Here is a 22,040-nt window from a genome sequence, read left to right on the forward strand (position 1 = left end):
CCGGCATGGAAGCCGGGTGCAACTCCTTTGTGCAACAATGCGGGGAAATTGTCATATGGTTTCAATCCTCACCCGGCATGGAAGCCGGGTGCAACGCGTGGGCCGGAGGTTTACCTTGCGGCTTCATCCTGTTTCAATCCTCACCCGGCATGGAAGCCGGGTGCAACTCCTTTGTGCAACAATGCGGGGAAATTGTCATATGGTTTCAATCCTCACCCGGCATGGAAGCCGGGTGCAACCTAATGCCCGGCCCATGCACCCGGACTGGGTGCGGTTTCAATCCTCACCCGGCATGGAAGCCGGGTGCAACAGGGTTTCGCAAGTCGTCCGATACTGAATCCAGGTTTCAATCCTCACCCGGCATGGAAGCCGGGTGCAACGTTGCGCCGAGAATCACCCGACCACCCCCAAAAAAGTTTCAATCCTCACCCGGCATGGAAGCCGGGTGCAACATCCCGGCGACAGCTACTGACTACATCGAGGCCCTGTTTCAATCCTCACCCGGCATGGAAGCCGGGTGCAACCCCGGTTCTTGACCCGGACAAGCCGGCAGATAGGGTTTCAATCCTCACCCGGCATGGAAGCCGGGTGCAACTCCTGGAGGGAGACTACGCCATCTGCCGCGACGCGGTTTCAATCCTCACCCGGCATGGAAGCCGGGTGCAACTCCACAGATCGGACAGACATTTTTGGGTTTTAATGTTTCAATCCTCACCCGGCATGGAAGCCGGGTGCAACTATCGTCAGCCCGCATTATTTCCCCTTTACTGGGGTTTCAATCCTCACCCGGCATGGAAGCCGGGTGCAACGTGTCGTCTTTCATACTCATTGCTGGCCATCGCCAGTTTCAATCCTCACCCGGCATGGAAGCCGGGTGCAACCATTAGTGCCTCACCTCTTTCGGTTCACCAGCTCTGTTTCAATCCTCACCCGGCATGGAAGCCGGGTGCAACCAGCAGGGTTGGGACGGGGTTGCCGGGTTTTTCTTGTTTCAATCCTCACCCGGCATGGAAGCCGGGTGCAACATGCTCACCGTCCGGGGGCTTAAGCCGGCAACCGTGTTTCAATCCTCACCCGGCATGGAAGCCGGGTGCAACGGGCAATTATGAGGGCATTTGAGGAGGTTATCATGTTTCAATCCTCACCCGGCATGGAAGCCGGGTGCAACCTTAGGGAAACCCTTGAACTAAAGGAAAAGGAGCTTGTTTCAATCCTCACCCGGCATGGAAGCCGGGTGCAACCGCGGGCGGACCCTTCCCTTTCCACCGCCCGCAAGTTTCAATCCTCACCCGGCATGGAAGCCGGGTGCAACTGGAGCATCCGCCTCCGGGACAGGGAGTCCGTCCTGGTTTCAATCCTCACCCGGCATGGAAGCCGGGTGCAACGGGGGGGGTATTCTTTCTTACGGTGATTGGTCTATGTTTCAATCCTCACCCGGCATGGAAGCCGGGTGCAACGACGGCATGAGTACGATTGAGATCGCGAAGTATTTGTTTCAATCCTCACCCGGCATGGAAGCCGGGTGCAACAGGACTGGGTGATTGATCGGGTAGGAGATGATCCACGTTTCAATCCTCACCCGGCATGGAAGCCGGGTGCAACCAAGGCAATTTGCGGGGCATCGTCTGGAACGAACTGTTTCAATCCTCACCCGGCATGGAAGCCGGGTGCAACGGTATGATATAGACAAACAAAAGGAATATAGGAAGGTTTCAATCCTCACCCGGCATGGAAGCCGGGTGCAACAACACAGCCCCCTGGGAAATAGATGACATAATCGTAGTTTCAATCCTCACCCGGCATGGAAGCCGGGTGCAACCCCGCCGGCCGGGGGAAAGTGGCCGGAGAAAGGAGGTTTCAATCCTCACCCGGCATGGAAGCCGGGTGCAACCGCAGGGTTTGACGGAGAAATACCAAGTGAAATCGTAGTTTCAATCCTCACCCGGCATGGAAGCCGGGTGCAACGTTCTGGAGCGCTGGGGTATTAGCCCCGGCCTCCAGTTTCAATCCTCACCCGGCATGGAAGCCGGGTGCAACCAGATTGTGCTAGAGATTTTAAAGCCGCATTACATGTTTCAATCCTCACCCGGCATGGAAGCCGGGTGCAACCCTGTATCACTATTTATTATTTCGTTGATAATATTAAGTTTCAATCCTCACCCGGCATGGAAGCCGGGTGCAACCATTGCGATGCTCCTTCAACTGTGGCGCGAAGATGTTTCAATCCTCACCCGGCATGGAAGCCGGGTGCAACACACCAAGTTGGTGTAGGATTGTAAGACAAGGTAAGGTTTCAATCCTCACCCGGCATGGAAGCCGGGTGCAACGCGGGTCGAGGTCGATGTAGTGGTTGCCGTCCAGGTTTCAATCCTCACCCGGCATGGAAGCCGGGTGCAACGCCTAGCCGGAGGTAAACAATATCACCGGGCGAGAAAGGTTTCAATCCTCACCCGGCATGGAAGCCGGGTGCAACCTCGGCTGAATAACATCAATAGGCTCCCAATCCGTGTTTCAATCCTCACCCGGCATGGAAGCCGGGTGCAACATACGGGCACTATATTGGCTGGCGGTGTATGTGTTGGTTTCAATCCTCACCCGGCATGGAAGCCGGGTGCAACCCCTCTGCATACTTCGGAGTTAAACCAACCTCATGTTTCAATCCTCACCCGGCATGGAAGCCGGGTGCAACCTGACAAACGGCGGAAAGTTCATTGCAACACACAAGTTTCAATCCTCACCCGGCATGGAAGCCGGGTGCAACATTTCTGGGGGTACGGGAACGCAGGGTTTGATAAAGTTTCAATCCTCACCCGGCATGGAAGCCGGGTGCAACGCGGGCGGTGGATGGCTTCACCAGCCCGCACCAGTTTCAATCCTCACCCGGCATGGAAGCCGGGTGCAACAGTTCGCGCACAGGTTCTTTTCCTGTGCGGTTTTAGCGGCCATCCAGCGCGAACCGGGCAGACCGGGGATTTTTTGACCGGCCGGGGCTCCTGTAACTGCCCGGCCGGCCGTAAGAATGCCAAATCGCGATACATCCGGGTTTTGCAGCTCCACTGGGGATCCGCGCACCACCATCTTTGTTTAATCCTTACCCGGCATGAAAGCCTAATACCACACTTACGCCGCCCGAATTTCGCCATGCCCCGCGAGAGCCTTCACAGAATCAGCGGCCCATCGAAGTCCACATACCGGTCCTGGCCGTAAACCCTGAGGGAACCCTCCCTGCCGCCATGCAGTATGTAGATGCGGAGGCTGTCCCGTTTCTCATCGATGACTTTCCGGAGCCTGTAAATGAGTTCCTCGAGCTGAGCCGGTGTTACCCGGCACTCAAAGAGAGAATACTGGACCCGCTGGCCAAAGTTCTTGCAAATTGTTGCCACTTTCCGCAGACGGGCCTGCCCTTCCCTGCTTTCCATATTCACGTCGTAGGCAACGATGATGTCCATCCGCTTCATCGGGCAACAAACGGCGCGTATTCGGCCGCATCCTGGCGAAGATGTCGCGCCAGCAGGCGCGCCTGGATGTGGGGGAGGAGCCCGACGGGTACCCGTTGACCAAGCAGAGGATGGGTGAGCTCCTCCTGTTTCCTTTTCTGATAGGCCTCTAAAAAGGTCCGGCGGGCCCGGTCGGTAAGGTGGATGGCACCTCCCGGCCGCTCCAGGAAATCCTTTTCCGTTATCTGGCGGCGGTTCAGCAGCGTCAGCACCAGCCGGTCTGCCAGGAAGGCACGGAACTCCTCCATTAGATCCAGGGCCAGGGCAGGCCGACCGGGGCGCAGGGCGTGGAGGTAGCCGATCTGGGGATCAAGCCCGACCCCTTCACAGGCCGATACACAGTCATTGACCAGCAGGGCATAGGCAAAGGAGAGCAAAGCGTTCACCGGGTCCCGGGGCGGCCGCTTCGTTCTAATCTCAAAGCGCAGGGCGGGATCGTCCACCAGGATGAGCGAACTCAATACCGAAAAGTATACAGCGGCGGCCCGGCCCTCGATTCCGCGCAATTCATCCAGGTCCTCCGACCTGTTCACTTCCTTCAGGGCCGTTTCCAGCTCCCGGGCGGCCGGTTCAAGCCGGCAGGCCAGTTCGGGGTTATCGCGCATTCCCCGGAGCAGCACGTGGCGGGCATTTCTAATCTTACCGGCCACAAAACGGCGTGCCAGGGCCTTACGACGGCACGCATCCCCGTAGGCCTCGTGCTGGGCCCGCCGCAAAAGGACGTTGCCAGATACCGGCCCGGCGAGGCGGGCCCGGAACTGGCCATTCTGGTCAAACCAGACGATATTCCGGCCGTCCTCGGCAAAACGGTGAATCAAAAAGGGGCTTAAGAGTACGTTGCCGAAAACGGCCAGTCCGCCCAGATGGTGCAGGGGTACCTGGAGCCGCTGAACCCGCTCGACTTCCACCTTGAGCGTATCGTGATCCAGGTGTATGTAGGCGCCCTGGGCTTGAATATACAGGGTATTAAGGAGTTGGTGCATCACTTCCATTCACGCTCCAGCCAGGCAGGGAGATCCCGCAGGGCAAAGGGCATACAGGCGTCCACCAGGGAACAGTCCCGGCAGCGTTCATCTGCCGCCGGAGGTGGCATGGAGCCGATCTGGAGCAACCGTCGCACGTCCAGGACCACCCTTTCCACCTGCGAACGGAGTTCGGGCGTAAAGCGAACCTCCCGCCTCCGGCGTGACCCGTGATGGTACAGGGCTCCCCGGAGCACGGGTCGTCCCAGCATTTCCTCAAGGCACAAGGCCTGGGCGCAGAGCTGCACCTCGTCGGCCCTCCTGGCCCGCCGGGGACCGGCCTTGTACTCAACCGGATAGGGGATGCCGTCCGGCAGGAACTCGACCACATCCGCCCTGCCAATTAACCCCAGACGCTCCGACCAGAGGGGGACGGCCAGCTCAACTCGAACTCCTTCCGCAGTGTAGTCGTGGGGCAGATCCACATTCTCGTGGGTCCGCCGCCCCCGTAAAGTGAAGAGATTTTCCTCCCAAACCTGTTCCAGGTGGATCAACGCGCACTGCCTGGGACAGTATACGTAGTGCTGCAGCGCACTGATGGGGATAGGTTCTTCCACGGCTAGACCAGCCGGGTGATGGTAACACCCGGAGGCACGTTCCCCTCCTCCACCATAACCTCATAGTCATTGAAGCTGCGAGGCACGCTTACCCCTTCTTTCCGGCTCACCCGGACCAATTCGAAGAGCTTGTGTGCCGGAGCATTGCCCTTAGCATTCTCGTGCGTGAAAACCCAGAGACCGCGCACATGCATCTCACCCCTTGAAGCTGAGCGGTCGTACTCGAAAAGGTTCCCCAGGGCCTCCCAAAGGGCCTCGAGATCTTCCTGGCTCACCTCGGTTTGCTGGGCCAGGAAAGGGTTGTAGAAACCGTGAGTCCGGTAAAGGCCGTAAGGTACAATCGGTTTCCGGCCCATCTCAGTGGTTCCAGTTACCAACCGTTCCTGCGTGGTACGAGCCTGACGGGTTATGGAGATGTCCAAGGGAAAGATTGGATCCAGGGAGCGGGCAAAGGTGAGTTGCACGGGTCCTCTCACCTGCCCAGCATTTAAGCCCGTGGCAAGCACGGCCCCAAACATACGGATATCGAAGTATTTAGCACACAGCCGCTTGCGCGCTTCCTCCCGGGTTTCACGGGTGATAGCCTTGCCTTTGTAACTCTTGGCTGCCTCCGCCAAGCGCTGGGCTAGTTGCTGAAGCTTTCTGGCAAGATCCTTCCGCTCTTCTTCCAGGCCCTCTGCGAGCAACCTGGCAATCTCCCTTTGCTTCAAAGCCTCGGCCGAGTAGATGAGTTGACCCCCGTCTAACAGAAAGCCCGCCTCTGCTTTGCGCTGTAGCCAGGCCAGAAGTTCCTCGTCTTCCTGTTCAGTCTCGTTAAGAGGTACCTGCAAGGGCTCTACTCCGGCCTCCTTGAAGGCCTCAAAAATAAGGGTATTCAGAGCCACCTCGCTTTTAATAAAAATATCCTTCTTGAGAACCAAAGCCACATAGTCCCGCACTTTGCGCTTCAAAGCCACATCGGTTATCAGGCCATGCATAGTCTCGGGGTCGATGCGGGGCAGGTTGCCTGCGTCAGGATCACCGTTAGGGTTACCGCTCTTAACGTCAAAGAGCAGTATAAATTCGTGCCGCCTATTGGGTTCTAGGTGTGCCTTTTCCACGCTTACTGTGCACCTCCTCAGCTTTTTCGGCGGAACTCCGCCCGCTGGTGGTAGTAGCCCAAGGCAAACTCAGCCTGAGCTTTAAGGTTTAGGATCGAGGGGAAACCTTGCTGGGCGTCCAGGTAGGAGAGAATCTCTTCCAAAAACCCCTCGATCTCCCGGTAACCGCGTCCCTCCCTACGGATCTTGGGAAGATGGGACACCTTGGCCCGAGCAAGCAAGAGAGCGAGGTTCGCCGCAGGCGCTGCAGCTGTAGCTGCATAGAAACGGTCAGTCAGGGTGCTATTCAGGCTCCATCCAGAAGCGCGCTGTTGGGCTTCTTCCAGCACTGCAAGGAGCCTCCCACAAAGGTAAGCTGGTTCGTTGCGACCGGAATCCAGTCTTTCCATGCTCTTCACTTCCTCCCTCTCATAGGTCAGGGCAAGTTTGAGCAGGGCCGCTAGGGGGTGGAGCGCCCGATGGTTCTGTAGTACCCTGGGATTACGAAAGCGGCGCAACGCAACTCCCAGGAGTCCCTCACGCGGTCTTAGGCCCAAGTAGGCTGCACGCAGGAGGTCCTGGGTGAGGTTAGGATCACCGGCTTTCAGAGCATCCAGAAGGGCTGGGATGGGGAACACTTGCGGTTCCTCTCCCAGAGGGCCCACTATCCTCTGCCCATCTAGAAAAGCCCTGAGATTCTCTCTAAGCCTCCCCACTGAGGCCTCAAACCACTCCCGTACCACCATCCTCCCCTTATTGGCCGAAAGCACTGCCAGGTAAAAGCAGCTTTGATCAATGTTCAGAGCGCTTGTTCTTGCAGTCCAGGGAACGGCCAGTAAAGAATCAAGCTGGGAAAGCTCTGCGGGTGGTCCCGTTTGCCCACCAGCATTGTCCAGCACTGAACCCAGGAGAGTTTCGAGATCGTAGGTTTGGTCTTCGTAGGAAAGCTCCACCTTTTTGTCCAACCAGAAAACCGCAAGCTGGTTTTCCAGACCGCTGGCCTCGGGGTTGCTTACTAAGGCGCGACGGTGTCGTTCGGCGCGGATCAGGTAGTCGAGGGCATCCACCGCGTCGCTCCCACATGTAAAGCAGGTTGGAGCGTTCTCGGTCTGGGTCTTGCCAAAAGAGGTGAAGGCGTCACGGTTAAACGAGCTCACCTGGCACTTCTGACCCAGAACAACCACTTCACGCGGCAAGATGCGGAGCACGGGTCCTTCTTTACCGCATATAGAACAATAAGCCCTATTTTTTGCCATCAGCTCCCGAGCGAGGTACTCTGACCAAAAGGCCTGCACCGCCCCGTCCTCGGTGAGGTTCTTTCCCTCCACCCGGAACTGCACAAGATCCCTAGGCCCGACCCGCTCCCGAATCTGCTCTACATCGGATGATTTTAGAAAAGCAAGCAGTTGTGCCAGTTCCAGGAGCCCGGTCTCTCGATGGGCTTCCTCCAGAAGAGTCAGAAAGCCTTCATGCAGGAGCCTGGCTTCCTCTTCCTTACCGGGCTCGGCCTTGCCCAGGGCGTAGCGAGCATCGTCCGAGAGCAGGTAGGGCTTGAGGTTCTTCTTCGATGGGGTGCCGGAACGCTGCCGATCTGGTGCCAAGAAAGCGCGAACTTCTTTCTGCGTATACGGCCCCTCTAGATAGGGCCTGCCCTTCTCAAGGTTCACAATCCATTTAGGCACCTTCGGCTTGTACCCTGTTGGCGGTAACTCGCCCTCCCGCCGAAAACGCTCCGCGGCATCGACCAGGGCTCTAAGCATTTTCTCCCTCCTCCATCCGGTAAAGCTCCTGGTACTTCTCTGGCGGCACCTTAAGCCAGCCCTGTTCCAGCCGCGCCGGGAAGAAGAAGGCCTGGGTATAGCCCTGAACCCGCCTAGCGCCTTGCGGACCATGCCGCATGAACTCGAGATCTACCCGCTTCTTACTTGCCACGAAGGCGATGTCGAAGAGCATTATTCCCAAGTCCAGGTTTAAGGCCGGGTCGGGGCTCTCCCCATCGGCAGGTGCAAAAAAGGCCGCAAATTCCCTGGTGCCGAGATAGGGCCGGTGATAGCACTGACCCCTCTCCACGCGGCGGTTAAACTGGTCGCGGTACTTGTAGACCGGATCGGTGGCCCAGGGCTGCAGGGACATTTCCGCCCGGATCAGGTAGGCCACGTTCTTAAGCACCAGGCTGCAACGCTGCTGGCGGGCATCCTCCACAAAGAATGGGTTGCTTCCCTGGCGCCGGTCTATCTCGTTGCGCAAGATCACCATTTCGCTCCCCATATTGAGGACGCCAATAGCTCTAATCTCATAATGGAACTCCGGTTTCCAGAAAATGGCCTCCAGCACCCCCCGTGCTGCCGAAGGGGTCATGACCGGGTAGCTTACCCTTTCCACCTTAAATTCCGGGCGAGTAAAGCAGGCATACTCACCCCACACTTTAACCGTAACCATTCCGGTCCGCTCCACCTGAACACCCCCGTGTTTGTTTCGATTCTCACCAGGCACAGAGGCCGGGTGCAACCCCGCTCTACGGTGCGGCATGGGACAGCATTGCTTGTTTTAATCCTCACCCGGCTTCTATGCCGGGTGCAACGACGTCAGCCAGGACAGGGAGCAACCGTGACCAAGCGACCTCTTAAACAATTAGATCACCGGGGTCGTAAACGGGCCCCACCAGTCCCAGGCGCTCGTCGTATCCCCCGGTCCAGCGGTAGAATCCCTCCCCAAGGGGCTCCAGCAGGCCCTCTTTTTTGAACTTTGCCGCTTCGTGCCGGAAGAGGCCGACCAGGTAGGGCTGCAGGCGCCGCCAGGTCGTACGGCCCGGCTGCTTCAGCCACTCCTCAAGCCGCTCACCAGCCTCACCGTACGGGACGACTACCGAAACCATCTCCTCCTCAATCAGGCGGTAAAGGCGGGCCACTTCCGGATAGTTCAAATCCTGGCGGTATTCCTGAATTCTTTTCTTATCCAGGTCCACATCCGCAAAGAGCCTACGGAAATATTGCCGGTAGAGTTCGGGATCGTGAAGGCTTTCGGCCGGGCGTCCTTTTAAAAGGAGCCGGGCTTTTTCCAGACCAGCTTTATACGGTCCCCGGGGAGCCCTGCCCTCAGCCGGCTCAAACACAACAACCCGCCCCTTGGCCAACCGCCCCTCCCGGTTGCACCTTCCGGCCGCCTGGACCACCCGGTCCAGGGGCCCTACCGCCCTAAAAACAACCGGGAAATCCAGGTCTACCCCGGCCTCCACCACCTGGGTACTGACCAAGCGCACCGGCTTTCCTTCTTCCAGCCGGCACGATACTTCAGCCAGCACCCGGCGCCTGTGGGCCCCGCAGAGGAGTGTGGAAAGGTGAAACACATCAGGCAAGTCGCCCAGGGCCTTAAGCAGTTCCAGCGCATCCCGGCGGGAGTTGAGAACCACCAGCACTTGCTGCAATTCCCGGATCTCACCCGCCAGGTCATCCCACGAGAGCGGTTCATCCCACAGCTCGTAATCCACCCTTTTCAGCCGCTGGAAATGTTCACGGTACCGGGGCACGATCTCACGCACCTCAAGACCGTAAAACTCCCGGAGGTAAGGCGTATCGTCAAAGGCCGGCTGGGTAGCAGTGGAAAGGACCAGGGTTACCCCATAGTCCTCCACCAGTGCCCTCAAAACATCCAGGGTAGGCTTGAGGATTTCGGGAGGCAGGGCCTGCACTTCGTCCAGGAGGATGATGCTCCGGGCCAGGTTGTGCAGCTTGCGTGCCCGGGCGGGACGATTGGTAAAAAGGCTTTCAAATAATTGAACTGTAGTGGTAACTATCAATGGAGCGTCCCAGTTTTCAGCCGCCAGGCGTAGCCGCAAAGCCAATGGGTCCTGTCCTTCGTCTTCGGGCACGGGCACCTGGCTGTGATGCTCCAGGACGGCTTCATTCCCCAGCATTTTCCGGTAAACATCCGCCGTCTGCTCGATAATGCTTGTATAAGGAATAGCCACAATCACCCGGCGCTTGCCGTGCAACACGGCGTGCTTCAGAGCGAAGGCCAGGCCGCTCCTCGTTTTCCCGCCGCCGGTGGGCACGGTAAGGCGCCAGACGCCGGGCGGACCTTCGGCGGCCCGCAGACAGGACTCGTAAACCTCGCGGCGGACCCGGTTTGTAGGAGTATCTGCATCCCGGGTCGCAAGAAACGACTCCTGGTTTTTCACAAACCGGGTCCAGAGCTCGGGGATTTCCGGCCAGCCTCTTCTCACCTGTGCCGGCTCCGGAGCGAAGTGCGCCTCCGTGTCCAGGTAATCCGCGTCCACCAGGGCAGAAAAGAGCATACGGATGAAAAATTCGCGGCGGGTGTCCCGGGCGGGGAGTGGACGAAGAGGGGGAGGCTTGGGCAGCGTTTCAATCCTCATCCAGTGTAAAAACCGGGTGCAAAATATCGAAAGAGACTCAGAGTTCTTTTGCAAGAATTCCTCCAGATCCTGAGCCAGGCGGCCGGCAGCGGCAAGCCCGGAGTGGTGGCCGCAGACGGGCAGGGCAATATCCTTCCAGCCTTCCGGGTCTTTTGCCCCTTTGCATAAAAGACGGTAAATCAGGGCGGCCCCCCACACAGCATGCGGCACGCGGGGATATTTTTCCCCCCGGTACTGCGCCTGCAGGTATTCTTGAAAGGAGGGATTGAACTTCCCCAGGTCATGAAAGAGGCCGGCCCAGGCAGCATGGGCTTCACCGCCGAAGGGCCGGGCGAAGGCAGACGCTTGCTCAGCTACTTTCTGCAGGTGAGAGACCAGATCGTGCCAAACCTTCTGCGCATTTGGCGTATGAGCATAATAGTGAAATATATGTTCCATGCTCCACTTCCCGGTCCAATCCTCACCCGGCATGAAAACCGGGCGCAACTTTTTTATGAACAAAATTCGACCCAGTACAGGCTAACTCCTCCTTTTCAGGTTAAGTTTTCCACGGAAGAACAAAAAATTTGCAGGCTTATGTTTTGCGGGCCTGCAACTTGCTCCGAGAGCCGATCAAAAATGAAGATTATACTATTGACATCATGTACTCAACAAAACCGCTTTGATATAAGTCGAGATGTACCACAAAAATTGAAATACCATTGCCTTCTATATACTTTAGGGATATAATATTTAACGTTCTTAAGTAATCCATATTAATCGGACAGGAAGGTGAATTTGGGTTGCTCAGAGTTTTGAAGGGCGATAAAAGGAGATTGCTGATGGTAGCCCTGCTGATTACCATGTTGACTTCCGCCGTAAACCAAACAGTGGTAGCAACCGCCATGCCCCGGATAGTTGCCGATCTGGGTGGACTGGACTTCTATAGCTGGCTGGCCACCGCCTACATTCTTACCTCAAGCGTGGTGGTACCCCTGGCCGGAAAGTTCTCCGACCTCTGGGGACGGCGGCCTTTTTTCCTGGCCGGGGTAACTCTTTTTTTACTGGGTTCCTGGGCTTCCGGTCTGGCCCATAATATGCACTGGCTCATTGCCGCCCGGGCCGTGCAGGGCCTGGGCGGCGGCATGTTAATGGCCATGAATACCATTACCATCGGGGATCTTTTCCCACCGGCCCAGAGGGGACGCTGGCAGGGGATAATGATGAGCGTATTTGCCCTGGCCACCCTCCTGGGTCCCACTCTCGGCGGGTGGATTACGGACCACTGGAGCTGGCGCTGGGTCTTTTACGTAAGTACCCCCTTCGGTTTCCTTTCGCTGGTCCTGCTTTTTTATGCCCTGCCGCCTAACCGGGCAGCACATAAACCACGGGTCAACTACTGGAGTCCGGTGTTATTGACTGTTTCCGTGGTTGGTCTGTTGCTGGCACTGACCTTTGCCCAGCAGGATTTGAGCTGGGCCACCCACCGTGTGTTACTTGGCTTTGCAGTGGCAGGAGTGTCCGGTATCCTTTTTGCCCTGGCGGACAGCCGGGCTGAAGAACCATTACTCCCACCCTGGCTCTGGAGGAACAACATTTTCGTTGTTTCTACCATAACCCTTTTTTTAGTTACCCTGGGCATGTTTGCCATTACCCTTTATTTGCCCATGTACCTGCAAATCGTGACGGGTGTAAGCGCGACATACTCCGGTACATTGCTTACGCCCATGATGCTTTCGGTCATGATTGCAGCGGTGGTCAGCGGACAACTGATTTCCCGGTTGCGGCACTATAAAATCTTCGCCGTATCCGGCCTGGCCGTTGCCACTGTCGGCATGTTTTACCTGGGGCGGCTGCCCGTCGATGCCACCCATGCCATGGTCGTCGCCGGCATGATTATCAGCGGTACCGGAATGGGTATAGCCATGCCCACCTTTACCGTGGCCGTACAAAATACCGTGCGCCGCACGGAGTTGGGAACAGTTACGGCCGCTTCCCAGTTGTTCCGCAGTATTGGCGGCGTTTTTGGTAGCGCTCTCACCGGCAATATTGTTTTGACCGATTTAAGCCACCGTCTGGCGGGTCTTTTGCCACCCGGTGCACCGGCAAAAGTTGACCCCGGTCAGGTCCTGGGCCGTTTGATGCAGATGCCCGGCGATCCCCGCCTGTCCCTGCTGAAACATGCTTTTTCTCTCAGTATTACCCACGGTTTTTTCATCGGAGCTATCCTTTTGACGGGGGGTCTGATGGCTTCCCTGTTTCTCGAGGACCGGGAATTAAAGGCGCGGTGGGATGACCAGCCGGCAATGGAATGAAGGTTGCCGGCAGGATTGCACTTGTTTTAGTGCAGGGAAGGAAAAATCAACCTGCCTGACGAATGGTTTTAAAAGGCAGTTAATGCTAATAAAAGGAGGCGGTCAATTAAGACATGGGTGCCAAAAAAATTCTGATGCTTGTCGGCGATTATGTGGAGGACTACGAAGTAATGGTGCCGTTTCAGGCGCTGCAGATGGTCGGGCACACCGTTCACGCGGTCTGCCCCGGAAAGAAGGCCGGGGAGAAAGTACGCACGGCCGTGCACGACTTCGAGGGGGATCAAACCTACAGCGAAAAGCCCGGCCATAACTTCACCCTGAATGCTTCTTTTGATGAAGTGAAGGCGGAAAATTACGACGCCCTGGTGATACCCGGCGGGCGTGCGCCGGAGTACATCCGACTGAATCCCGCGGTGCTGGAAATAGTCCGGCACTTTGCCGGAGCCAACAAGCCCATCGCCGCCATTTGCCACGGCATACAGGTACTGGCGGCGGCAGGTGTGCTCCATGGGAAAACCTGCACGGCCTACCCGGCGGTAAAACCCGAAGTGGAAAATGCAGGAGGCAAATGGGTGGATGTAGAGGTAAGCGGGGCTTGCGTTGAAAGCAACCTGGTCACCGCACCAGCCTGGCCCGCCCACCCCGGGTGGCTTGCAAAATTCCTCAAGCTCCTGGGAACAAGGATCGAACCGTAAGAAGCCCAAGGATGAGAGGAGCCCGGCCTGCAAAGGGACTCCTCTTTTTGTTACGACCCGGGAAGGGTTTTTAAAACCTTTGCAGAAAATTTCCTTGTCTAGTTGCCGGACTGGAGAAGAGAGGAGTCCTGTGCGCATGAAGGTGGGTGTGGGGTATAGTTTACATCCGGACTCCCGGGAAGCCGCAAGGAAGGCGGCACGGTTCGCCATGGCCCGATCGGGACCGCCCGCCCTCACATTTCTGTTTACCACCGAAGGGTACAATCAGGAAGAGATCCTCGAAACAGTGATGGCCGAAACGGGGACTCCAAAACTAGTCGGCGCGTCCGGAGCGGGAATCATCACGGCAGAAGGGATCAAAAAGCACGGTGTGGAAGTGGTGACGCTCGCCGGTGAAGGGATCACGGCCAGGACGGCCCTGGTGGAAATGCTGAGCGAACGGGCCGACGAAACGGGCAGGGAACTGGCCGAAAGACTCCTAAGCGGGCCGGCTCCAGGCGAAGGCACTGTATTTGTATTTCCCGACGGCCTGGCGGGCAACATTGCGCGCATGCTACGCGGTATTTACGACGTACTGGGCCCCCGGTTTACATATGCAGGCGGGGGAACCGGAGATAATATGCGCTTTTTCAGGACATACCAGATGACCGAAACCGGCGTGACCAGCGGCGCGGTAGCGGCAGCCCTGGTTGCCGGCTTTTCCTTTGCTACCGGCATCGGTCACGGCTGGGAGCCTTTCGGTCCTCCGCTGCTCATCACCAGGACAAAGGGCAAGGTTGTCTTTGAAATTGACGAGCAGCCGGCCTTTCGGGTCTACTCGCGCCGGCTCGGGGGGATAACGGGCGAAAAGTTTCCCGACTGCGCCGTCCGCCACCCGCTGGGGGTACCGGATTTGAGCGGAAGATTCATTATCCGCGATCCTTTCAAACTGGGTGCAAACGATTCGATTGAATTTGTCACAGAAGTGCCTTACCGTGCCGTGGCCTACCTCATGCGCTATACCAGTCCCGAAAGCCTTATGCGGGCGGCCCTCGAAGCAACAGTGCAGGCCAGGAATTCTGTGAAATTTCCCGGGTTTGCCCTGATCTTCAACTGCGTATCCCGTTTTCTGTTAATGGGAGAACATGCAGACCGGGAACTGGAAGATATCCGGAATACACTGGGCGGGTTGCCGGTGGCGGGTTTTCTGACTTTTGGGGAAGTGGGCAGTTACTCCAGCGGCCCCCCACTCTTCCACAACAAAACTTTCCTCTTCGCCATGGGAGGGACGTCTTTTTGATGAACTCCAGTGCGCTGGAGCTGGCCTTTCTGTACGAGGTTTCCTCGCTTGCCTGGCCCGGTTCAGAAGCAGACCTTTTCGATGAAGTAATAGAAAAAGCGGTGCGGCTTTTCGGGGTCCAGCGGGCAGCCCTTGTCCTCCACGACGACACAGGGCAGTCTACCTGCCATACCTGGGGCTTCGGCCAGAACAAAATAAACGTTCTCAAGGAACGGCCCTGGCAGAACCGGGATCCGGGGAGGGTCTATCTTAAGGAACTGGGGAGCCCTCCCCTGGGGAATCTTTACCTTGAAAGAAACGAAGATTTCCTGGAGAACGAACGCCGCCTGCTGGACGTGTTTTCCGGGCGGCTGGCAAATATTCTGCAGCTCCACATCTGGGAGAGGAAAACCAGAAAGCTGAGAGAACGCTTCCGGCTGGTTTTCGAAAACATGCCCATGGTGGGTGCCCTATCCTTTGACCGGGAGGGAAGGATTTTACACTACAACCGGGAAGTGCAGAAAATCCTCGGCCAGGGTGTGCTGCCAAAGGACGGGGACTGGTTCACCCGGATCAGGCCTGCGGCCGATTTTCAAAAGCTCCTGACCCGGACGTGGGAAACCGGTCAGGTTGTCGGGCCCGGGGAATGGCAGATTCAAACGCCGGAGGGAGACCTGCGGTGGGCGCTTTTAACCCTGGTCCCTGTGAAGCAGGACGAAAAAGTGGAAGAGGTTTTCTGCATGATCATAGACATAACCGGGCGAAAGCAAATGGAGGAAGAACTCAGGCGTCTGAGCGCTTTTGACAGCCTGACCGGCCTTTATAACCGCAATTATTTCGAGCAAAAAATCCGCCAGCTGGATGAAGAGGGCGTGCGGCCGGTAAGCGTCATTGTGTGTGACGTAGACGGGTTGAAGCCGGTCAACGACTGCCTGGGTCACAGGCAGGGGGACGAGTTGCTTCAAAAGGTTGCCGCCCTGATCCGCGAAGTATTCCCCGGAGAAGAGGCCTTCCGGGTAGGCGGCGACGAGTTTGCCGTCATCCTGCCGGCAAGGGACAGGGAAGCGGCACAAAAAGCCTGCTCGATCTTAGTTGAAACCCGGGAGAAGTTCAACATGGGGCACACTGTCGTACCGCTCAACATTTCCGCCGGGGTGGGTGTTACGGAGAATCCCCGCAGGTCCGTTTACGACGCTTACAAGCAGGCAGACGATGAAATGTACCGTGACAAGTTACAGCGCTGTGCTGCAGAGAGGTACGATATCGGCCGTTCCATCCTGGCAGCGCTTTTCAGGAATTACCCCCACATCGAAAGGCATGCCGGGCGGGTTAAGGAACTGGCAAGGCTACTGGGGGAGGCAGCAGGCCTTTCCACGGAGGAGATGGACAACCTGCTCCTGCTGGCCGAGGTGCACGACATTGGAAAGGTGGGCCTCCCGGATCACATCCTGCGTAAAAATGAATCACTCACAAAAGAAGAAGAGGAAGAAATGAAACGCCACTGCGAAGTGGGATACCGGATTGCCAGGTGCTCACCCGGACTGACCCCGGTGGCCGAGCTAATCCTGCAACACCACGAGTGGTGGGACGGGCGGGGGTACCCGCAGGGTTTAAAGGGGGAAGAAATCCATCTCTTAAGCCGCATTCTTGCCATAGCCGACGCCTACGAGACCATAACCGCCGTGCGGCCCGGCAAAAAAGTCATGTCCGCCGAGGAAGTGATGACAGAACTCAAGCAAGGGGCAGGAACCCGGTTCGACCCTCACCTGGTGGGAATTTTCCTTAAACTGCTGTAAAACCCCTCTGCTGCTTTCAGTGATACCATAGAACCGTGAAAAAATTCGCATGTATCTAACTATGCTGGCTACATCCACTATCATCATTTTTCTACTTCCTCGTCCAACCGTACGGTCAATACCATTTGCAGGACAACTACCAGACCAAAGTGCCACCGTTCCTCCCACACTAGATTTTTCTAGATACAGCTTTGCAAATTCAGTAAACAGATAAAAGGCAAACTGCCAGTTCCCCTCCTGCTCGACGCCCCATCGGTGCGCCTCCTTCCCGGGGGCCACGTGGGTACGCGCCAGGCAGCCTACCTCGTCGCCACGGTGGCTAACCGCGAACGCCGGTCCCGCGGCAATGTTTGTCACACGCACCACGTCCGGCGGGACTTGGGCACCGAAAGTGGCCTCAAGTGCGCCAACTGCCGGCCAGACGAGCGCCTTCGGGTGTTCCAGGTACCACGCCGCTCTCTTGTATTCGCTGTGCCCGGCGGCCGCCAGGTAGTTCTCCACCACCGCTTCCGGCCGGTCCGGCACCGCACCCCCGGTTGCCGGCTGGCTACCGCCCGGCACTTTTAAGGGCTGACCGGGGGTGCACTTCCGGTCAGCCCACCATCACTACACCAACACTATCCCTATACCTTGACCTGTTCCTCCAGCCGTTTGGCCACCGCCAGGACCTCCTGAGCTGCGGAGGCTATCTCCTGGGTGGAAGCCGACAGTTCCTCGGCTGTGGCCGCAATCTCTTCTGCGGAAGCCGAAGTTTCTTCCGACACTGCGCTTGCATTCTGGACCCGTTCAAGCACGATGTCCTTAGCCTTCACAGTGTTATCCATCTGGAGATAAGTTTCCTCGATCATGGGCGTAATGGCAGCCACCGAATCGAGTATGTCGTCGAAGGACTTAACTGTGTTCTCAACCTTTTCCAGCTGATCAGCTACCTGCTTGCTCACTTCCTCTGAAGTATTGACAACTTCACCGGTTGCCGAGGTTATTGTGTCCAGCAAAACCCTTATCTTGTTAGAAGACGCCCGTGACTCTTCGGCCAGTTTGCGAACCTCTTCCGCTACTACTGCAAAGCCGCGGCCGGCATCCCCTGCACGTGCCGCCTCAATGGCTGCATTCAACGCCAGGAGATTTGTCTGGTCCGTTATTGCATTGATCACTTCCAGGATTTCGCTAATCTGGTCGACGGAACCGCTCAAGCCTTTCAATCTCTCAGCAACTAACTGGAAGGATTCGCGCACGTTCTTGATGGATGCAACCAGTATATCCAGCTCTTTCTTGCCCACATCTGCCAGCCTGGAAGTTTGTTCACTGTTTGTTTTGACGTGGCCGAGCTCAGTGTAGACTTTATCCAGGCTGGAGGTTATGTCCTCCATAAGTTTGACTATTTCCTGCAGGTGACCCGCCTGGTCCGAGGCCCCGGCTGCCACCTGCTGGATGGCCCTGGCCACCTCTCCGGAAGAAGAGGCAATCTCTTCGGACGCTGCGCTTAAGGTCTCAGAATTTTTCGCCAGGGTTTCAGCGTCTTTCCTGAGACCTGAAAGCAGGGAGGCAGTAATAGCCCTGGCTATTATAAAGGTCAGGACCAGGGTGACCAGGATTATTATGAGGGACGCAACCAGCATGGACCATCTCAGCCCTGCCGCCCTCTGCAGCACTTCAGACCTTGGTGCGGTGACCGCTATAGACCAGCCGGTGCTCTTGACTGGAGCATAGGCTATTATGTACCCCTGGTTCCGAAGTGTGTAATCCGCCACACCTTCCTCTCCCCTGGCCATTTTGGAGACTGCTGCCGCCAGGGTCCCCAGAGACTGGTCGGATTTGGCCTGCTCCAAAATGTTCTCCTGGGCTCTGACCTTCTCAAAGTCCTTATGAGCAATGATCTTACCGGTGCCGTCAACAGCAAAGGCGTATCCAGAGCGGGCGTAGGTGATGTTTCCGACCAGCTCGCTGAACCTCGCCCCGTCCACCACACCTACCAAGACGCCGGTTATTTCATTGGTAGAATAGTGGCGTACGGGCGTGGCATAGGCAATTACCACTGTGTTGTCAATCCCGCTGATAATGGTGCTGGAGACTACCGTTTTACCCGTCAGGGCGGCGCGGAAGTAATCACGGTCTGCGATGTTAACCTTACTTCCATTGGAGAAAAGGGCATTTCCTTCCCTGTCCGCAATACCAAATTGCTTGAAGCCCAGACCTTCCACCCTTTTTTGCTCACTGGACAGGGCTTTTAACTTTTCATCCAGCGTTGACTCACGGTCACCCTGAATACCGCGGATAACGTTGCGGTTGGCTATGGTCTCCAGAATGTAAATCCGCGCCTGAACACGGCTGTCCACGGTTTCGGCGGCCTGCCTGGCCAGTTTCAGCATGGCATCCCTGGCTTCGCTCTCCACGGCACTCCCGGCGCGTTTTTCGCTTATAAACGCCAGCACCAGGCACCCGATGAGGACTATCAACCCGAATAAAAGAGTCATCCTGATTTGCAGCCTTCCCGTAAATTTTCCCTCCATACCTGCTTCAACCCTTCCTTATTCTGAATCCTAATTCAGGTGGCAGGGTGCCCCCACACTAACAGAAATAATCGCATCATTCCATGAGGTACAGCTTTTAAAAAAGCCGGAATAGTGGAACTACTACTGCCATGGTGCCCACTTTGAACAGTCTGCCTTCGGTCCGCACGGTGGACAAACCGGGCTTCGGTGTTCCCGGGCAGGGAAAAAGAAATCCGCCTCTTGAGCCGCACTCTTGCCATAGCAGACGCCTCGCAAAGTCTTGACCGCCTGCCGGACGAAAAAGCCAAACCCGGGAAACAGGCTACAACCGCTACAGGAAGAAAAAGGTACAATCTTCCCCCGGAGGTTTTTCATCCGGAGCGGACCGCGGCCGTCACCGCACCTGCTTGAACAAAAAGAAAATTTCTCCCAGAATAGCCAGAAGAGTTGCTATCCCCCCCCCCCCCCCGTCAATATTTACCATTTCGTCCCCGGGGATTCGCAGGAAAGCCTCCACTACCCGGGGGTCAAACTGACTGCCCGCGCACCGCTTCAGTTCATTGAACGCCTGGTCCGGGGTAAGTGCTTTCCTGTAGGGCCTGGCGGAGGTCATGGCGTCGTATGCGTCGGTCACGCGGATTATGCGCGCCAGGAGCGGAATTTCTTCTCCTGAAAGCCCGTCCGGGTAACCCCCGCCGCCGTAGTCTTCGTGGTGGTGCCGCACGGCTGCCGTAACCCCGCCGGGGAACCCGGCAGGTTCCAGAATCCTGGCCCCCACTTCGGGGTGACCCTGCATTTCTTTCCTTTCTTCCGGAGTGAGGGGACCCGGCTTGAGAAGAATGTTCTCGCAGACGCCAATTTTGCCGATGTCGTGCAGGAGCCCGGCCATGTACACCTGCTCCTGTTCTTCGGCACCGAGTCCCATCAGGCGGGCACACAAACGCGCCAGCTTTGCAACCCTCAAGGAGTGACCCCTGGTGTAAGCGTCCCTGGCCTCCAGGGCAGCCGCCAGTGCTTGCACGACATTCAGGTAATATTTCCGCAGCGAGGAATACAGGCGGGCGTTTTCCAGCGCCAGGCCCAGTTGAGAGGCAATGATGACCAGATATTCGACTTCCTCTTCCGACCAGCGCCGCGGCACGGGAGAATAGATCTTTAAAGTGCCCAGGGTCTTTCCACCCGCTTTCACCGGCACGACAACCAGCGCCCGCACCTCGGGCACGGAGTAGGGGAGGCGCGTACTCGTCACGGCATCGGCCAGGTCCTCCACGACCACAGGCTCCCCCTTTTGGAGCACCTCGCCCAGCAAATTGCCGTCCGGCCGGATACGGCCCGTCTCCACCTGCAACCCCGGGCTCATGCCCACATTACCCCTGAGCACCAGGTCGCCGGTACTCTCGTCAAGCAGCCGCAGCACACACCACCGGGCGCCCAGCACATCCCGCACGCCACCCAGAGCGGCTTCAATGATCCGGTCTGCATCGAAACTGCCCGACACCACCTGTCCTACCTCGAGCAGCCGTTCCAGCATGGCCGCCCTTTCCTGAACCCTCCGGAAAAGCCGGGCGTTCTCCAGCGCCAGGCCCAGAGCGGTGCCCAGGGTGGTCAGGAAAACAGTTTCCTCCCCGGTGAAGTGCTGCCCTCCCGGCCTGCCCGCCAGGGTGAGCACCCCCGTCACCCTGCCTCCGACTGTAAGAGGTACCGCCACTGCCGGTCGCTTTCCTTCGGCTGCGTTTTTTTCATCGTCAAAGTGCGCGGCGGCAGCTTCCCGCCCGACCGCGGCTATTATTTCCCCTGCGGGAATAATCCCCGGCCCGTTGTCCGGCTCCAGAGCGGCCGCCACTTCGGCGGTTGCCGCCCCTGGCTCCGCCTCGTCCAGCATAAGCACCGAGCCGCCGGCGGCCCCGGTCAGCCCCAGCACCGCCTCCAGCCCCTGCCGGGCTGCTTCGGCCACCTCCAGGCTGCTGGAAACAGTTTTACTGAACTCAAAAAGGGCTGTAAGTTCGTTCACCTTCTTCTGGAGTTCTTGCCCGGTGTACAGGAGCCGGGCTACGGTCTCCGCCACTGCCTGCATCATCCCCGTGGCAGCCGAGAGCCGCTCTTCACTCCAGACTGGTACCTTTATGGCCGCCGCCAGAAGCTCTTCGTGGCCAATGCCCGTTTCCCGGGCTAGTTGCAGCACTGCTTCTTTTGCAAGCTCCTGCAGCGCCACACTGCCGCCCATCAGCACCGCCGCCAGCTCCCCCGCCACATTTAAAGGCGTTGCCAGGTGCACCAGGCCGGCATGACAGGTGTGGGTAACCGCCTTCCCTGCGCTCGCGGCGGCTCTGACCGTGGCTGCCCGCGAAGCCGCACACCTGGCCTTTCCTTCCGGGTTGTTGTTTATCAAAGCACAGAAAGAGCACAGGTTGGTGATTTCGGTAAGCAGGCGCCCGTCCGGGTAAGCGATCAGGGCCGACAGTCCCAAAGCCCGGCTCATGGTTTCTTGAAGTTTTTGTAAATATTTTAGTTCTCCGTAGAGCTGCATCAGCTTCCCCTTTCCACGAAATCGACGAAATATCCTGCTTACAACACCTGCCCGAGAACTCCTGTTTGCTGTACGGCAGTTTTGCTTGTCTAATAGCCGGTTCTTCTACAGCCTTTCTGTGAGACGGTTCCGTACCATCGGTACTTTTGGATTTTCTTTCTACTTCCCGGCGTGGAATCCTTCTCTAAAACGAAAAAGTTGCTTTCCTGTCGCAAATTTTGTCCCGTTCTGAGGTCAGGCCCCGGGCGGCCTTCCTGAAGGCAAAAGAAAAACCTTCCGTTCAGGAAGGCGAATGATGGGCCGACGATACTTGATTTTCCTGGTGGGCGGGGTAGGAATTGAACCTACGACCTTCTGCGCGTCAAGCAGACGTTCTCCCACTGAACTACCCGCCCACATGCGGTTATAACACCTTATATTATGACGTAAACCGGGGAGGTTGTCAAGG

The 22,040-nt window shown here is 57.4% G+C and carries 14 protein-coding genes, 1 tRNA gene and 1 CRISPR repeat array; of the genes, 5 read left to right on the forward strand and 10 right to left on the reverse strand.

The genetic code is table 11. From position 1 onward, the window contains the following. The first annotated feature begins 58 nt into the window (after nt 1-58). Nucleotides 59-2,903: a CRISPR direct-repeat array (repeat unit 37 nt; unit sequence GTTTCAATCCTCACCCGGCATGGAAGCCGGGTGCAAC). A 255-nt stretch (nt 2,904-3,158) separates the two neighbouring features. The 7 genes from cas2 to cas3 all read right to left on the reverse strand — a co-directional run bounded on the left by cas2 (nt 3,159) and on the right by cas3 (nt 11,031). After that, nucleotides 3,159-3,458 (reverse strand): CRISPR-associated endonuclease Cas2, encoded by a 300-nt coding sequence (cas2, locus tag J2Z49_RS05555; protein WP_073166755.1) that lies wholly within the window; start codon nt 3,456-3,458, stop codon nt 3,159-3,161. Beyond that, entirely contained in the window at nt 3,455-4,489 is a 1,035-nt protein-coding gene (gene cas1c / locus J2Z49_RS05560; protein ID WP_242655977.1) for a type I-C CRISPR-associated endonuclease Cas1c, read from the reverse strand. The genes cas2 and cas1c overlap by 4 nt, the downstream gene beginning before the upstream one ends. Continuing rightward, nucleotides 4,480-5,076 (reverse strand): CRISPR-associated protein Cas4, encoded by a 597-nt coding sequence (gene cas4, locus J2Z49_RS05565; protein WP_307400606.1) that lies wholly within the window; start codon nt 5,074-5,076, stop codon nt 4,480-4,482. Before cas4 ends, cas1c begins: the two co-directional genes overlap by 10 nt. Before the next feature lie 2 nt (nt 5,077-5,078). Beyond that, complete coding sequence (gene cas7c / locus J2Z49_RS05570; RefSeq protein ID WP_307400608.1) at nt 5,079-6,176, reverse strand: type I-C CRISPR-associated protein Cas7/Csd2; 1,098 nt, start codon at nt 6,174-6,176, stop codon at nt 5,079-5,081. 17 nt (nt 6,177-6,193) lie between these two features. Continuing rightward, nucleotides 6,194-7,915, reverse strand: a complete 1,722-nt coding sequence (gene cas8c / locus J2Z49_RS05575) for a type I-C CRISPR-associated protein Cas8c/Csd1 (protein ID WP_307400610.1) — start codon at nt 7,913-7,915, stop codon at nt 6,194-6,196. Further along, nucleotides 7,908-8,609 (reverse strand): type I-C CRISPR-associated protein Cas5c, encoded by a 702-nt coding sequence (cas5c, locus tag J2Z49_RS05580; RefSeq protein WP_307400612.1) that lies wholly within the window; start codon nt 8,607-8,609, stop codon nt 7,908-7,910. Before cas5c ends, cas8c begins: the two co-directional genes overlap by 8 nt. 169 nt (nt 8,610-8,778) lie before the next feature. Beyond that, complete coding sequence (gene cas3 / locus J2Z49_RS05585; RefSeq protein ID WP_307400615.1) at nt 8,779-11,031, reverse strand: CRISPR-associated helicase Cas3'; 2,253 nt, start codon at nt 11,029-11,031, stop codon at nt 8,779-8,781. Nucleotides 11,032-11,312: 281 nt separating this feature from the next. Between cas3 and J2Z49_RS05590 the strand changes: the two genes are divergently transcribed. The 5 genes from J2Z49_RS05590 (at nt 11,313) to J2Z49_RS05610 (ending at nt 17,140) form a co-directional block, all read left to right on the forward strand. Then, entirely contained in the window at nt 11,313-12,824 is a 1,512-nt protein-coding gene (locus J2Z49_RS05590; protein ID WP_307400618.1) for an MDR family MFS transporter, read from the forward strand. A 113-nt stretch (nt 12,825-12,937) separates the two neighbouring features. Beyond that, nucleotides 12,938-13,519, forward strand: a complete 582-nt coding sequence (locus tag J2Z49_RS05595; RefSeq protein WP_307400621.1) for a DJ-1/PfpI family protein — start codon at nt 12,938-12,940, stop codon at nt 13,517-13,519. Between the two features lie 136 nt (nt 13,520-13,655). Next, entirely contained in the window at nt 13,656-14,798 is a 1,143-nt protein-coding gene (locus J2Z49_RS05600; protein WP_307400901.1) for an FIST signal transduction protein, read from the forward strand. After that, nucleotides 14,798-16,573: a sensor domain-containing diguanylate cyclase/phosphohydrolase gene (locus J2Z49_RS05605; protein ID WP_307400904.1), complete on the forward strand. Its 1,776-nt coding sequence runs from the start codon at nt 14,798-14,800 to the stop codon at nt 16,571-16,573. Before J2Z49_RS05600 ends, J2Z49_RS05605 begins: the two co-directional genes overlap by 1 nt. A 279-nt stretch (nt 16,574-16,852) precedes the next feature. Beyond that, nucleotides 16,853-17,140 carry a hypothetical protein gene (locus tag J2Z49_RS05610; RefSeq protein WP_307400624.1) on the forward strand — a complete coding sequence of 96 codons (288 nt, stop codon included), beginning with the start codon at nt 16,853-16,855 and terminating at the stop codon, nt 17,138-17,140. Nucleotides 17,141-17,196: 56 nt separating this feature from the next. Here the strand turns inward: J2Z49_RS05610 and J2Z49_RS05615 are convergent, their stop codons facing one another. The 3 genes from J2Z49_RS05615 to J2Z49_RS05625 form a co-directional block, all read right to left on the reverse strand. Then, nucleotides 17,197-19,083 (reverse strand): methyl-accepting chemotaxis protein, encoded by a 1,887-nt coding sequence (locus J2Z49_RS05615; RefSeq protein ID WP_307400626.1) that lies wholly within the window; start codon nt 19,081-19,083, stop codon nt 17,197-17,199. A gap of 376 nt (nt 19,084-19,459) precedes the next feature. After that, the gene (locus tag J2Z49_RS05620) at nt 19,460-21,592 is read right to left on the reverse strand and encodes an HD domain-containing phosphohydrolase (protein WP_307400629.1); all 2,133 of its coding nucleotides are present in this window, start codon (nt 21,590-21,592) and stop codon (nt 19,460-19,462) included. A gap of 320 nt (nt 21,593-21,912) precedes the next feature. After that, nucleotides 21,913-21,987 (reverse strand) — tRNA-Val (locus tag J2Z49_RS05625). Nucleotides 21,988-22,040 lie beyond the last annotated feature (53 nt).

It is taken from the genome of Desulfofundulus luciae (genome assembly GCF_030813795.1).
In the GTDB taxonomy this organism is placed as follows: Bacteria; Bacillota; Desulfotomaculia; order Desulfotomaculales; family Desulfovirgulaceae; genus Desulfofundulus; species Desulfofundulus luciae.